Source organism: Flavobacterium sp. FlaQc-47, from assembly GCF_044006475.1.
In the GTDB taxonomy this organism is placed as follows: Bacteria; Bacteroidota; Bacteroidia; order Flavobacteriales; family Flavobacteriaceae; genus Flavobacterium.
Map to the genome: position 1 here is coordinate 511920 of NZ_JBIPCQ010000002.1, position 13472 is coordinate 525391.

The following is a 13472-nucleotide window of genomic DNA, read 5'->3' on the forward strand; positions in this document are numbered from 1 at the left end:
TTAGCTTTTTGAAAATATAAGGGTAGAACAATTTCCTCCAAAACCAAAAGAGTTGGATAAAACGTGTTCGATAGTTGCATTTTTTAAGGAAGTCTGCGGTTGCAAATCAAATTCTTCCATTGGATTTTCGAAATTAAGATTCGGATATACCACGTTATTCTGAATCGCCAAAACACTGTAAACCGCCTCGATTGCTGCTGCTGCGGCTAAAGTATGTCCGGTAAAAGGCTTAGTAGAACTAAAGTCTGGAACTTTTTCGCCTTGGTAAATTCGTAATAAAGCTCTTCCTTCGGATAAATCATTGTTGGGAGTTGCAGTTCCGTGCACGTTGATATAGTCAATTTGCGAAGGTTTTAAACCCGAAACATCAAAAGCCTTTTTCATTGCTAAATAAGCGCCATCTCCATTTTCTGAAGAAGCAGTTTGATGAAAAGCATCGTTTGCATTGCCATAACCAGAAACCCGGGCGAGTACTTTTTTATTTTGTTTCGCTACAATTTCATCTGATTCTAAAACCAGATATGCCGCAGCTTCGCCAAGATTTAATCCTTTACGTTCGTTGTCGAAAGGTTTGTTGAAATCGTCTGATAAAATCATCAAAGTTTTAAATCCATTAATCGTAAATTTTGCCAAACCATCGGCTCCGCCTACAATTACGCGATCTAATTTTCCGGTTTTTATCAATCTGGCACCCAACATAATCGAGTTTGCTGCAGATGAACAAGCCGTGCTTATAGTCGTAACCATTCCTTTTAAACCTAATTCTTCGGCAATTTTTTCAGCCACATCGCCGCCATCGTGACAAGCAATATATTTGACCAATTCAGGATGTTTGAAATAATCGTAATAATGTTTTTCAGTCATGTCCATTCCGCCTACACTTGTAGCAGAAATAAGTCCGGTTCTGAATTCATTTATCGATGTAATTCCGGCGTTTTCAACAGCTTGTTTTGCTGCCAAAGTACCAATCATCGCCGTTCTCGAAAAGTTATTATCGTCGTCTAATCCCAATTCAGCAATCAACTCTTCATTGGTTTTTTTGATTTCGCCTACCTTAATAACATCTGCGTGAACTGTCGAAATATTTGTGATACGCGAAATACCAATTTTATTTTCGATTAACGAAATATAATTTTCCTCGACTGAATTTCCAATCGAAGAGATAATTCCCATTCCCGTTATTGCAACACCTTTTATTTTAGACATCTTAGATTGTTAGATTTTTAGACTTGCTTAGATTATTTTTATTAGACTTGCTTAGAATTTTAGATATTAGACTTCTTAGATTTTTGTAAAGCATTGTCTAAGTAGTCTAAAAATCTAAGCCAGTCTAAGCAGTCTATTTCGTTCTGTTAGCGCTAATATAAGCTGCCATAGTTTCGATCGATTGGAAAATAGTTTTTCCTTCTTTCGGATCTACTAATTTAATTCCGTAATCTTTATCTAAAATCACGATCAATTCAAGCGCATCAATGGAGTCTAAACCTAAACCGTCTCCAAACAAAGGATCGTTATCAGCAATGTCTTCGATTGTGATATCTTCAAGGTTAAGAGTAGTAATGATTTTGTTTTTTAATTCTTCTTTTAATGCTTCCATGATTATTTATTATATAATGTATTGATAGTTTCGTTTTTATATTTTTCGTTTTCGTCTTTACTAATCGTGCAAAGAAAAGCTTTATAACTGTCATTAAAAAATTCTACCCAGCCACAAAGAACTGTATCAGCTTTATTTGTGTTTAACAGAATGCCTGAATAGTTAAACAGAAATTCAGTATTGAAAGCATCAAATATAAAGAAAGAATTCTCACTTTTAAGCTGATGACGAATACTTATTTCACCCAAACATATATTTGGCAGCGTATAAACAAAAACCGCCGGACTCGGAAAATAGTTTTCCTTGTCGGAAATTGATTCCTGATACTTAACATCTGTATCTAAACTCGAAGATTTATTGGCCAAAACCAAAGCAATATTATTTTCTTTTTCTGATGAAATAATAGGACTCAACAGCAATTCAGATCCTAAAAAAGCCAGTTTACTCAAAGCATCCATTTTGAAAAACTTTGGATATTGAATGTCAAAATTGCGATACGCTTGTTTTGAGAAATCGCTGAAATCTGTTGAGTCTATTTTGAATACAGAAGTTCCGTTCAAAACAATTTCGTTGTTTTGGATGGTTATATAATCGTGTATATATGTTTTGTTTTGAGTCATTTATTTAATTTAACACTAATTCCACAAATTAGCACGGATTGGTTTGGGTTTAAATAGCAATAATTATTTAATGTAATTGGTTCTAGTTATGAAAGCCAGGTCTGAATAATTTTTGCAATTTTCCATTTTCCGGATTTCTTTTCAATTATAATTACAAATCCTCTTCCACATTTTCCGCCACCACAAGAAGCGCCAGCAGCTAAAATTCCGAAAGTTTTTGTTTTGTTAAATTGAATTCTTGATACTGAAATAGTTCCAACAGGAAATAGTAAATTACTTTTATCATTTAAATCCCATTTTTTTTCATGAGGATATTTTGATGTATTTTGAAAATTAAACTTTTTATTATTTTCAAAAACTTTAAAAACAAATTTGTATTCTTCCGTTTCTTTTGAAATGTCATAAGAATATCCAGAAACATTAATTTTTTTAACAATCATTTCAGTTTCTTGAGGACTAATTTTTTTTACATCATCATAAACACCAATTAAAATTCTTGTCTTATCATTTTTGATGCTATCTCGGTTCCGCCAATACTCCTTTAATTCTTTATGAAAACTAATAGTATCTTCTTTATTAGTTTTAAAATCAATTCTTGGTGTTGGTGGAGGAAGTATAACTCTTCTATCCATATAAATAGAATCTACAATTTCGACAAAGACATTATTTAAGACATCTTTCTCAAATTGTAATTCGTCAATTTTCTCCTTTTTGCATCCAAAAAGAGAAAGTAGAATAAAAACTATAGATATGACTTTTGATAATTTCATTTATTATTTTCAACTATATTGAGCTTGTAAGATTTATTTACAAGTTGAGCTTTTTATTTGAACTGTTCGGAATTTCCGAACAGTTCAAATTATATATACACAAAAAATCAAGTAACATAATTAGTGAAAATTAGTGCAATTCGTGTTTAAACTTTCTCAAAAACCACAGCTGTATTACAACCTCCAAATCCGGAAGCCGTTTTCAAAAAACACTCAATATTAGCCTCTTTGTTTTTCTCAATAACATTTATCGTTTCGCTTACGCCGATTTCGTCAAAACCTTTCGATTCAAAAAGCATATTTTTATTTGCCGATTCAATGGCGATTACCGTTTCTAATAATCCCGAAGCACCTAACGTATGACCGTAAAAACCTTTTAAACTATTTATAGGTACGTTTTGTAAACCTAAGCGATTTAATGCAATGGCTTCCATTTCGTCGTTGAATGGAGTTGCTGTTCCGTGTGCAGAAATATAATCGATTTTGTCCACTTCAATTTGGGCTTCTTTCAAAGCATTCTGAATACTTCTAAACAAACCTTCACCCGTTCTTGAAGGACCCGAAATATGATTCGCATCGTTTATCGAACTGTCTCCAATCACTTTTATTTTTGCGTTTCTGGCTTCCGCCGAAATTAAAACAGCAGCCGTTGCTTCGCCTAAACTTACGCCGGTTCTGTTTTTAGAATACGGTTTACAAGGCAATTCGCTCATCGCCTGAAAAGAATTAAAACCGGACAAAACAAATTCTGAAACTTCGTCTCCGGCTACAACAAAAACATTATCGTACAACTCAGATTGAATCATCCTTTTAGCAACTGAAACCGCTAAAATTCCGGAAACACAAGCATTCGAAACGACAATTGGCTGTGTTTTGAATCCGAAGAAGTCAGCAACATTTTGAGCTAAAACATCTAAATGTGCATTATTAAAACTTTCCTCTGAATCATTTTTTAATGCCGTAACATTTCCTTTTGTAGTAGAAAGTATAAAAGCAGTTTTCGAATTTAATTCGATTTGGGATTTTTTGATAATTGGCTCTAAAGCCAAAATCATCATTTTCTCTAAACGAGAATATTTTGTGTCAATACTTATTTTTTCAAAAGCACTTTTTATTTTTTCATCAGGAATAATAGAAGCATAAAATTGAATTGGCATTAAAGCAATATCCTGATGCAATTGAATACCGGAATCGCCACGAACAATCGCTTCAATGTTTGATGCAACATCAAAACCTAAAGGCGTGATACAATTCGTTTCGTTGATATATACTTCTCTTATCATTTTATCTTATTTTCTGGCTGCTAAATGAGCCACAGATTGTACAGATTAAACGGATTAACGCGGATTTTTATTAATTTTTAATTCGTGAAAATTAGTGTAATTCGTGTTTGTCTTTTATTTTAATAACCCCACTTTTCGTTTCCATTCTTCATAGAAAGGAGGATTTGTCAGCATCAAATTTCCGTCGCCATCTAAAAAAACCTGAACAGTTTCTCCGGTGCAGGCCACTTCGCCTTTTGCATCTATAATTCTAAAACGATAGATCATTTTGGCAGCGGGAGTATCTACAACCGTTGTTTCTATGGTTACGACATCGCCGTAGCGTAAAGACAATTTATGCTCACATTTCGATTTTACAATTGGAGTCGTATAACCGGTATTGCCAATGTCTAAATAGGTAAGTCCGTGTTGGCGGCCAAAAGCTTCTCGTCCATCTTCAAAATAGGTGATATAGTTTCCGTGCCAAACGATTCCAAGCGGATCAGTTTCGTTAAAACGAATTCTGATTTCGTGAGAGACGGTTAGTTCAGTGGCTTCGTTATACTGTTCTTTTCTTTTTGTCATAAAATAAGGCAATGGATGTTGTGATAATAAAGAACAAAAATAACAAACTTATTTTTGGGATGATTTCGAGGAAAGAAACGTTGCGCAATAACACATCGTAAAAAGCTTCTAATCCCCAGTTCATAGGTGACGATTTTGCGATATATTGCATGATCGTTGGCATGGCAAAAACAGGTACCCAAACACCACCTACGGCAGCGAGAATAAGGACACTTGTTGCGCCAAAAGGTGCTGATTGTTCTTGTGTGTTAGCTACAGTTCCTAATAAAATTCCGAAACCTATGGCGGCGAAACCTGAAAATAAAGCCACGACACTCATTAAAAATAAATGCCCTTCGATATTTAAGGAAGGCAAACCAATATGTGGAAATAATAACACCGCCACGGCAACCATCATATAAAACTGAATCATACAAATGGCTGAATAAGTAATGGTTTTACCAATTATCACGACTAAATTAGAAACAGGATTGGTCAATAACCGAACGAATGTTCCTTGCGATTTTTCTTTTACTATATTAATAGACAACGGAATCACGATAAAAAATATCGCAAAAAGTGTCCAGGCCGGAACATTGTGTTGTACCGAGTTTGGTCGAACCTCTTTGTTGTTTATTTTCGGGATTATTTCTTTGAAAGTAATGAAACTTTTTTGCTCAAATTCTGTAGTTCCTTCTCCTAATTGGTTTTCGAAAGTGGTGTAAATTGATTTGCTTTCGATTTGAGAAATCATCTTATCAATCGAACTCATTACGGCATTTTTGAAACTCATTTGCACTGCAGGATCAAAATACAATTTGACTTCTTTTTCCTTTATTACTTTAGGTTTTTCAGTCTGTGCGGTACTATCGGTTTCTGTTAAGCCCATTTTACTGATGATGTTCTGAACATTCTGATCGATTTTGGCTTGTAAATCAACGCTTAAATCTTTCGGAATTACAATTGCCAACTGAAATTTTCCTTTATAAACAGCTTCTTTAGCAACTTCTTCAGTAATGGGTTTGTTGTCGATTTGCGTGACAACGCTAAACAAATTGCTTTTTTCGAGATTATCAAAAACAGTTTTAGACACAGAACCATTATCATTATCGACTAATAAAATCGGAATTTTATTATCGCTAATGGTTTTAAAAGTACTATCCTGAATTAAAGTTACTGTGATCACCAGTACCAACGGCATGATGAATAAAATAATCAATCCGCCTAAATCGCGTTTAAGCAAGAGAAATTCTTTTACAACCGACATCCAAATTTTATTGACCATCTCTAAAATCTTTACCGGTTAATGAAATAAAAACTTCTTCGAGATTGCGTGCTTCAGCTGTAGCATTTATTAAACTTGAAGGTGTTCCCTGCGCATAAATTCTGCCTCGGTCGAGAATGGCAATATGCGTACAAAAATCTTCGGCTTCAGCCAAATGATGTGAGGTATATATAATCGTAGTTCCGTTTTGGTTGAGAACTTTTAAGTAATCGATAATGGCATTTTTAGACTGAACATCAACACCAACTGTTGGTTCATCCAGAAATAAAACTTTAGGATTGTGCAAAATTCCGGCAATCAAATTGACTCTTCGCTTCATTCCGCCAGAAAAGGTTTCGATGCGTTTGTCGGCGAATTTTAGTAAACCCAAAAGATCCAAAGTTTCAACAACTTTATCTTTTAAGTAAGCACCTTTTAAACCGTACATACTTCCAAAATAATGTAGATTTTCTCTCGCTGTCAAAGTGGGATATAAGGCATATTCTTGCGGAACAACTCCAATGATTTTTTTAATTTTTGAGGAATGATTGGTATAGTTCAACTCATCAATAGTAAAATGTCCTGAGGTTGGTTTGATCAATCCGCAAAGCATGGAAATCAGGGTAGTTTTTCCGGCACCGTTCGGGCCCAATAAACCAAAAATCTGTCCTTCGTTGATATCCAGCGAAACGTTGTTCAAAGAATACTGGTCTGCATCTTTGTACTTTTTCGAAAGGGATTCTATTTTTATAATTGGTTGCAAAATATATTAGCTAATGGCTTTTTTTAGTTTTTTGAAAAAGATTTCTTCTCTGTTGGCAATGCTCAAAAGTTCATCGGCAATGGCGTTGTAAGCATCTTCTTTGGCACTTCGGTTTTTGTAAATTCTGGAAGCTTCTACAGCAAAATCACGCCATGAATCTCCAATCAAGGTCATTTCTTTCGAAAGAACTTTCAATTCTTCATTTCCTAAAATAACCGAAGCTTCTTGTAAAAAAGCAGCGTAAATAAATCTAAAACCTCCGCCGCCGGTTCCTATTTCTTCCTGCATACGAACCATTTGTGCCAGATAGTGATTGGCTTTTTTGGTGCCGTGTTTTACAGGCCATTTACGGATTTGTTTCGATACGAATTTTATTCCGCGTACACCAACAATAGGCACTGGCGCTAACATATCGCGACAGGTATTTTTGATTCCTTTAATGATGGCACTTTTTAAATCAACTTCCTTTGGAATCTGAATCGGGTAATACATTTGTCCTCTTGGAGCAAAAGCACCTTTGGCAAAACGTACTTTGTCTAATTCGTCATGCGTTAAAGTCGTAACAGTTTCCATCACAGGATCGCTGACTAAATAATCGGTTTCGGTTTTTCCGTAAACGACTAAATTGTGCGCGTTGAAATGGAAGCGATATTCATCAGGAAAATAACTCAAATGATAGACGCCAACCTGTAATCCGGTTGGAATATTATTTTTTAAATTCTCGTCTAATGCTTTGTTTGCATTTGTTGTTGATGAGAATTTTTGTCTTTTTATTTTTAGATTTAAACGGTTTGCCAGTTTATTAAAAATTTGTCCGGGCAAAGTTCTATAGCTAATTGCAGGGGCGTGATTTACTTTTATAAAAGGCAAATACACAAAAAAAAGTCCGGAACCAATACCAAAAACCATCGGTTCGCTGATGTTCAGTCCGTTGTTTTTCAACAAATTCGAAGCTACTCCATTCTCACAATGAGCAGATTGATGATGTGTAAAATTGATTTGCATTAGTCTTTTTTAATATTTTTTAATTCGGCTATTGAAATTTCAAAAGCGTCGGCATATTTTTTTAAAATTGAATCGCTTAATTTGGCAAAATTAGCTGGCTTAAAATGTCTTTTTACACGCCATTTCCACATGCCAACATAACTGGACAAAATAGTAAGGTCCATTTTGTTGATTTCCATATAATAAACAATAGGACTTACTTGACCAATTTCTACTTGCTGTTTTGCTTCGGCAATTCGCTCGTTTATTTCGTCTATTGAATTTGAAAGTGCGATGGTTTTGGGTTCCCAGCCGGTACTTAGAGTTGTAGTATAATCTCCGTTTTCATCGGTAGCATACAAAAGTTCTTTAACGTTGTTTTTGGTTAAGTTGCTTTTGTCTTGTGGTACTTTTTCTTTTTCCATATCATTATTAATTTATTAGATACATAAGGCTAATGCGATACATAAACTAATTATTAAAAACCCCAGATTTGTGAAGGCTAAATTTTGTTTTTTCTTCACAAATAAATATATCATTTCTATCAGTAGTCCCCAAAAAAAAGACTGTACTATAATAAATGCCATAATAAACATTCCTAAACCTCCATCAACGTGTTTATGACCGTCTTCGTCACAATATTTATGAGGATCAAAGGTAAAATACCAAAGTAAAAAAACCAATGAAAGTAAAATAACTAAAATCCCAATTCGGATTAATAAATGGAAAACAACTTTTTTAGCATTCATTTAAACCGAAACTATCTTTTGAATGAACAAATTAATTTCACATTCTAAGAGTAATTTATGTCCCCATATACTTGCGCAGCGCATTGTACATAAGGTATAATCGTCGCCTTCGAATTTTGAAACCAAAGTTGCTTTTGTGATAATGGTATCTCCAACTTTTGGAAGCAAATGTATTTTAAGGTTTTTTATCGCACTTATAAAACCAAGTACATTTATGTTTTCATTTTCTGTGCCGTCTTCCTCAAAAAAATATTTTTTACCTACAATAGACGAACAGGTTTGTGCTGTATTTTCGATTAAACCCGCTTCGATAAAAACGTTATTGTCAATGAAAACATTATCCTTTTTTATCAAAAAGGTAGTTTCTACAAAGTTGGCATCTATATCTAAAATTAAATCCACCATGAGCATTGGCGCACGGTGCGGTAAGTAATTTTGTATATCAACTCCGGTTTTCATTGTTGTAATCATTTTGCTAAAACAGTTTTCATTTGTCCGTTTGCAATTTCTTCATTGTTCAAAGTCGTTACAATATCAACGAGTGTAATTCCGGCAAATTCCTGTAAAATAGTTACCGTTGATTGAATTGTATCATTAATTTTTGGCAGTTTTTTAATCTCAATTTCCTTTATAGAACCTATATATCCTGTTGGAGCTATTTCGTTTTTCAGAAAAAATTGATAACCTGTGTGTAACGCAACAGATTGTGCCATATGTTCGATTAAACCTGCTTCCAGAAAAGTATCGTTGTCAGAAAATATGTTATCGTTTTGAATTTTAAAACCTGAAATCAATGAAGTTTCGGTAAACGAATACATTTTATCTACCATAACAAAAGGGAATTTTTGCGGCAGTAAATTTTCGACAGCTTCTTTTTCTAAAAGTAAAATCGTCTCCATTAGCAAACGGTTAAGTAAGCATATGCAAACGAGAATCTTCCACTTTCAGGAACAGATAAAAGGATACGATCTCCCTTTTTTAAATTTCCTGAATTCATCAATTCTTCCACAGCCAGATAAATAGAGGCCGAACCTACATTTCCTACTCTTGAAAGATTCATGAACCATTTTTCATCCGCCATTCCGATTCCTTTTTCGCTTAATCCTTTCTTCAGTCCTTCAACAAAAAAGTTTGAAGAAACGTGAGGAATAAAATAATCGACCTGATCTGAACTAATATTATTTTTAGACATGGCATCGCTCATACTTTCGGCTCCTTTAGAAAGTATAAATTCATCCAATAATTTTACATCTTGTTTAATGGCAAAAACCGATTCGTTTAACCATTGTTCCGGAGGATAATCGCTCCATGATTTTATTTCGCCATTTTCTTGTTTGTCTCCACCGGCGTACATGCAGGTTTCTAATTCATAAGCATATGAAAAAGCTTCCATCCATTCGATTTTTAAAGAAATAGGTCCGCTTGGTTTATTTTCTAATAAAAAAGCTCCCGCTCCGTCAGACAACATCCAGCGTAAAAAATCTTTTTTGAAGGCAATAATCGGTTGCTCTTCCAGGCTTTTTAGATTGGCTGCTTCGTGATTGTACATTTGGGCATTTAGCCATGATGATACTTTTTCTGATCCTGTGCAAATTGCATTTTTAGAATTTCCTGATCTTATTGACAGGAAACCAAATTTTAATGAATTCATTCCGGCACAGCAAACTCCGGTTGATGAATTTAATTCTACCGATTTGTTTTTTAATAAACCATGAACCATCGCGGCATGCGAAGGAAGGAAAACATCAGGTGTTGAGGTTCCGCAGGAAAGTACTTCTAAATCTTGTGCTGTAAAGTTTTCATCAAATAACTGCACAATTGCATTTTGGGTTAACTCAGCATTATTATGTGTACTTTTTCCTGTTTTGTCAATGGCGTAATAGCGGCTTGTAATTTTATTATTGCGCAAAATAATACGTCTTGCTTTAGAAGCAGCATCATTGATGAGTCCTAAATACTCTTCCATTTCGTCATTAGAAACAGCTTCATTTGGCAAATACTTTGCGGCTCTGGTAATATATACTTCAAACATAATCTAATTTCGTCTTCTAAACTCCTTGATAATATCGAGTTTCTTTTTTTATGGTTTTTAACTTAAACGGGTAGGTAATAAGGTGCAATATATAGACTATTGGTGAGATTAACCATATCGCAAGGAATAAATAAACATTAAATACTTTAAGAAGCTGTTTTCTGTTATTTTGATGTTTATAAATCAAATTTGACCATTTATTGAAAATTTTATTTGCGGTTCTGTCAACCGTAACTAAATATGGGCTAATTTTCACGGCACCAATTGTAAGTAATTTTGGCTGTAAATCATTCAACTTATTCTCTTGTAATGCCGAAAACATTACTTCTCCAAACTTATCCGACTCCTGAATGTCTTTATCAGAAACTCCCGGTAGTGGAAAAATGCCCAGATATTTTTTCTTAACTCCGGAAAACATCCATTCTACAATTGTGATTACGCTGATTAAATTTCCAACGCGATCGACCAGAGCAACATTTCCCACTAGTTTTGCATTCGCTTCTTTTAATAAAGTTTTGATTTTTTCCTGTGCCATAATCCACATATTACGCGAACCGCTAATGGTAATAACCGGCGTATCGTTTAATAATTTTTTAGCATCATTACTTTTCAAAAATGAATTGACAGGAATCGACGGCGACAAATACCAAACCTGATAATGAAAAAGTATTAAATCAAATTTTGTATTTAAAATCTCTTCCGGAACGGGTTTTAATTCTCTTGGAATTTGCAGAAAAGATTCAGGGAAGGCATCGAAAAAAGAATCTTTATCCCATGGAAAAGGAAAAGGTTTTTCTAATTTTATTTCGTGAAAACTTACATTTATTTCTTCTGAATTCAGGAAAGGTTTTGCAATGTTTCGCGCAATCTCTTCTAATTGTCCTGACTGGGAATAATAAATAACAAGAACATTTTTCATTTTGATTGATGGCTTTGGTGGTTGCGCAAAAATAAGTATTTTTTTTAAACGAATTTCCTTATTTTGTCTGATCGTTTGGTATGAACCCAATCCGGCCATGTTGACGAATCTTCGGCATCATAAATTCTGATTTTTTGATTTTCATCTTCAATTATTAAATCATCAGATGTGCAGCCCAGAATTGCTGCCGCCGCCGAAACTCCTGAATAAGTCGCTCCTGCAACGCCATGAGATAAAGTACAGGCACCACAAAGAAAGAGATTTTCGATTTCGGTTTTGTTTTTATAGGAGAATGGACCCACCTGGTTTAATGTTTTTTCGGTTCCGTAAACATTTCCTTTTGTCGAATTAATGTAAAATTCGTTGGTTTTAGGCGTTCCTAATTCTGCCTGTATAATATGTTGTTTCGCGTTTGGAATTATTTTTTCGACGTTATTCATCAGTTTGTCGATGACTTTTTCTTTGAATTTTTTATACTCTTCGTTATGATAATCCTCCAGACCATTAAAATCGTTCATATGGTCATAATTAACATAGGTTACAATTTCGAAATTATGATAACGTCCGTTAAAACTTGCCGGATCTTTGAGTGTTGTGCAACTTATAAATACAGAAGGAAATGAATCTCCGGAATCAATAGTATCGCTCATTAAATGTTCAAAATTAGCATCGTCATTTTCATCTTTCATCATCCAGAAATTTCCTGAATCTATATTATAGAGTGTAACATCAATATCTAGTGTCAAAAATAAAATCAGAGAGGTAACGGAATATTTAGTTTTGTCCAGTTTTTTAAGAAGGGATTTACTGATATGTTCTTTGTCAATTAGTTTTAAATAAGTGATGGAAGGATCTGCATTTGAAACAATATTTTTGGCTCTGATTTCTTCACCATTTTCAAGCTGAATCCCTACTGCTTTTTTATTTTCGATAATAATTTTGCGAACATTTTGTTTTACCCTGATTTCTCCGCCTTGTCTTTTTATGCCGTTTGTCATGGCTTTAACAATCCCGCCGCCGCCGCCCATTGGATAAAATCCTCCATCAAAATAATGATTCATAACGGAACAATGAACAGGAAAACATGCGCGATTGGGAGGAAGTCCGTGATCACCACACTGAATATTTAAAACTGCTTTTAGTTTAGGATCCTTAACATGCCAGCTAATTACTTTCTTTAAAGGAAATAAAGCAAATTTGCCAAAATGTTTAGTACGAAATGGAACGGTAATATTTTGCCAGAAACCTTTTAGTTTTGGAATTAACTGCAATTCGTAACTCACTTTTTTAACCAGTGAAAGATATTCGTGTATGTTTTTTTCTTCGTGCGGAAAGTGATTTGAAAGTGTTTTTTTAAGATTATCAAGTCCTGCGGGTAAATCAAAAGTTTCATCCCCAATCAAACAATGTTCATAAGCGTTTTTGTTCATTCTAAAAAAAACCATATCATTGGCAATTCCTAAACCTCTGTACAATTCGTTTGTTGATTGTCCTTCTTCAAGCAATCCTACATAATGTACGCCGGGACTAAATCGCTGCCCGTTTAAGGTAAAACTATGACTCCATCCTCCGGGAACATAATGTTGTTCGAGTACCAGAACTTTTTGTCCTGCTCTTGCAAGACAAATTGCAGTTGATAATCCTCCTACTCCTGAACCTATGATAATTGTGTCAAATTCCTGCATACTTTACTTTAAAAATTGTAAAGTATAAAAGAACGATTTTTAATCAGATAATTTTAATTCGTTAGGCTGTAATTTTAAAAAAACATTAAACACATAGAAATATAGATTTTGTAATGACTAATGATTCTTAACCGCAAAGTCCGCAAAGTTTTATGTATTGTTATGTTTAGAAAACACAAAGTTCGCAAAGCTTTGTATTGATTTAGCTTTGCGAACTTTTTGTTTTGATTCTTAACCGCAAAGTCCGCAAAGTTTTATGTATT

The 13472-nt window shown here is 34.1% G+C and carries 16 protein-coding genes; all 16 read right to left on the minus strand.

Annotated elements, in window-relative coordinates:
* Positions 1–1206 (minus strand): beta-ketoacyl-[acyl-carrier-protein] synthase family protein, encoded by a 1206-nt coding sequence (locus ACHRVX_RS08200; RefSeq protein ID WP_395331093.1) that lies wholly within the window; start codon positions 1204–1206, stop codon positions 1–3.
* Between the two features lie 133 nt (positions 1207–1339).
* Positions 1340–1597, minus strand: coding sequence for a phosphopantetheine-binding protein (locus ACHRVX_RS08205; protein WP_012023174.1), 258 nt, complete (start codon positions 1595–1597; stop codon positions 1340–1342).
* Positions 1598–1599: 2 nt separating this feature from the next.
* A complete protein-coding gene (locus ACHRVX_RS08210; RefSeq protein WP_395331095.1) occupies positions 1600–2217 on the minus strand; it encodes a 3-oxoacyl-ACP synthase in 618 nt (205 codons plus the stop codon).
* 86 nt (positions 2218–2303) lie between these two features.
* Positions 2304–2987, minus strand: a complete 684-nt coding sequence (locus tag ACHRVX_RS08215; RefSeq protein WP_395331097.1) for a hypothetical protein — start codon at positions 2985–2987, stop codon at positions 2304–2306.
* A 146-nt stretch (positions 2988–3133) separates the two neighbouring features.
* A complete protein-coding gene (locus ACHRVX_RS08220) occupies positions 3134–4270 on the minus strand; it encodes a beta-ketoacyl-[acyl-carrier-protein] synthase family protein (RefSeq protein WP_395331099.1) in 1137 nt (378 codons plus the stop codon).
* 114 nt (positions 4271–4384) lie between these two features.
* The gene (locus tag ACHRVX_RS08225; protein ID WP_065451727.1) at positions 4385–4834 is read right to left on the minus strand and encodes a thioesterase family protein; all 450 of its coding nucleotides are present in this window, start codon (positions 4832–4834) and stop codon (positions 4385–4387) included.
* Positions 4809–6098, minus strand: coding sequence for an ABC transporter permease (locus ACHRVX_RS08230; protein WP_395331101.1), 1290 nt, complete (start codon positions 6096–6098; stop codon positions 4809–4811). The genes ACHRVX_RS08225 and ACHRVX_RS08230 overlap by 26 nt, the downstream gene beginning before the upstream one ends.
* Positions 6088–6840 carry an ABC transporter ATP-binding protein gene (locus ACHRVX_RS08235; RefSeq protein ID WP_395331103.1) on the minus strand — a complete coding sequence of 251 codons (753 nt, stop codon included), beginning with the start codon at positions 6838–6840 and terminating at the stop codon, positions 6088–6090. Before ACHRVX_RS08235 ends, ACHRVX_RS08230 begins: the two co-directional genes overlap by 11 nt.
* Positions 6841–6846: 6 nt before the next feature.
* Positions 6847–7845: a BtrH N-terminal domain-containing protein gene (locus ACHRVX_RS08240; RefSeq protein ID WP_395331105.1), complete on the minus strand. Its 999-nt coding sequence runs from the start codon at positions 7843–7845 to the stop codon at positions 6847–6849.
* Positions 7845–8249, minus strand: a complete 405-nt coding sequence (locus ACHRVX_RS08245; protein ID WP_395331107.1) for a hypothetical protein — start codon at positions 8247–8249, stop codon at positions 7845–7847. Before ACHRVX_RS08245 ends, ACHRVX_RS08240 begins: the two co-directional genes overlap by 1 nt.
* A gap of 15 nt (positions 8250–8264) precedes the next feature.
* On the minus strand, positions 8265–8573 hold the full coding sequence (locus ACHRVX_RS08250; protein WP_395331109.1) for a hypothetical protein: 309 nt from the start codon (positions 8571–8573) through the stop codon (positions 8265–8267).
* Complete coding sequence (locus tag ACHRVX_RS08255; RefSeq protein WP_395331626.1) at positions 8574–9032, minus strand: ABC transporter permease; 459 nt, start codon at positions 9030–9032, stop codon at positions 8574–8576.
* 8 nt (positions 9033–9040) lie between these two features.
* Positions 9041–9472 carry a hypothetical protein gene (locus tag ACHRVX_RS08260; protein ID WP_395331112.1) on the minus strand — a complete coding sequence of 144 codons (432 nt, stop codon included), beginning with the start codon at positions 9470–9472 and terminating at the stop codon, positions 9041–9043.
* Positions 9472–10605 carry a beta-ketoacyl-ACP synthase III gene (locus tag ACHRVX_RS08265; protein ID WP_395331114.1) on the minus strand — a complete coding sequence of 378 codons (1134 nt, stop codon included), beginning with the start codon at positions 10603–10605 and terminating at the stop codon, positions 9472–9474. Before ACHRVX_RS08265 ends, ACHRVX_RS08260 begins: the two co-directional genes overlap by 1 nt.
* A 16-nt stretch (positions 10606–10621) precedes the next feature.
* Positions 10622–11524, minus strand: a complete 903-nt coding sequence (locus tag ACHRVX_RS08270; RefSeq protein WP_395331116.1) for a dialkylrecorsinol condensing enzyme DarA — start codon at positions 11522–11524, stop codon at positions 10622–10624.
* A gap of 44 nt (positions 11525–11568) precedes the next feature.
* Positions 11569–13209 carry a phytoene desaturase family protein gene (locus ACHRVX_RS08275; protein ID WP_395331118.1) on the minus strand — a complete coding sequence of 547 codons (1641 nt, stop codon included), beginning with the start codon at positions 13207–13209 and terminating at the stop codon, positions 11569–11571.
* Positions 13210–13472: the final 263 nt, after the last annotated feature.

Coding starts and splice junctions, on each gene's coding strand:
- ACHRVX_RS08240 (WP_395331105.1), bottom strand. CDS start 7,845: ATGCAAATCAATTTTACACATCATCAATCTGCTCATTGTGAGAATGGA.
- ACHRVX_RS08270 (WP_395331116.1), bottom strand. CDS start 11,524: ATGAAAAATGTTCTTGTTATTTATTATTCCCAGTCAGGACAATTAGAA.
- ACHRVX_RS08265 (WP_395331114.1), bottom strand. CDS start 10,605: ATGTTTGAAGTATATATTACCAGAGCCGCAAAGTATTTGCCAAATGAA.
- ACHRVX_RS08275 (WP_395331118.1), bottom strand. CDS start 13,209: ATGCAGGAATTTGACACAATTATCATAGGTTCAGGAGTAGGAGGATTA.
- ACHRVX_RS08250 (WP_395331109.1), bottom strand. CDS start 8,573: ATGAATGCTAAAAAAGTTGTTTTCCATTTATTAATCCGAATTGGGATT.
- ACHRVX_RS08200 (WP_395331093.1), bottom strand. CDS start 1,206: ATGTCTAAAATAAAAGGTGTTGCAATAACGGGAATGGGAATTATCTCT.
- ACHRVX_RS08255 (WP_395331626.1), bottom strand. CDS start 9,032: ATGAAAACCGGAGTTGATATACAAAATTACTTACCGCACCGTGCGCCA.
- ACHRVX_RS08230 (WP_395331101.1), bottom strand. CDS start 6,098: ATGGTCAATAAAATTTGGATGTCGGTTGTAAAAGAATTTCTCTTGCTT.
- ACHRVX_RS08260 (WP_395331112.1), bottom strand. CDS start 9,472: ATGGAGACGATTTTACTTTTAGAAAAAGAAGCTGTCGAAAATTTACTG.
- ACHRVX_RS08210 (WP_395331095.1), bottom strand. CDS start 2,217: ATGACTCAAAACAAAACATATATACACGATTATATAACCATCCAAAAC.
- ACHRVX_RS08225 (WP_065451727.1), bottom strand. CDS start 4,834: ATGACAAAAAGAAAAGAACAGTATAACGAAGCCACTGAACTAACCGTC.
- ACHRVX_RS08215 (WP_395331097.1), bottom strand. CDS start 2,987: ATGAAATTATCAAAAGTCATATCTATAGTTTTTATTCTACTTTCTCTT.
- ACHRVX_RS08220 (WP_395331099.1), bottom strand. CDS start 4,270: ATGATAAGAGAAGTATATATCAACGAAACGAATTGTATCACGCCTTTA.
- ACHRVX_RS08245 (WP_395331107.1), bottom strand. CDS start 8,249: ATGGAAAAAGAAAAAGTACCACAAGACAAAAGCAACTTAACCAAAAAC.
- ACHRVX_RS08205 (WP_012023174.1), bottom strand. CDS start 1,597: ATGGAAGCATTAAAAGAAGAATTAAAAAACAAAATCATTACTACTCTT.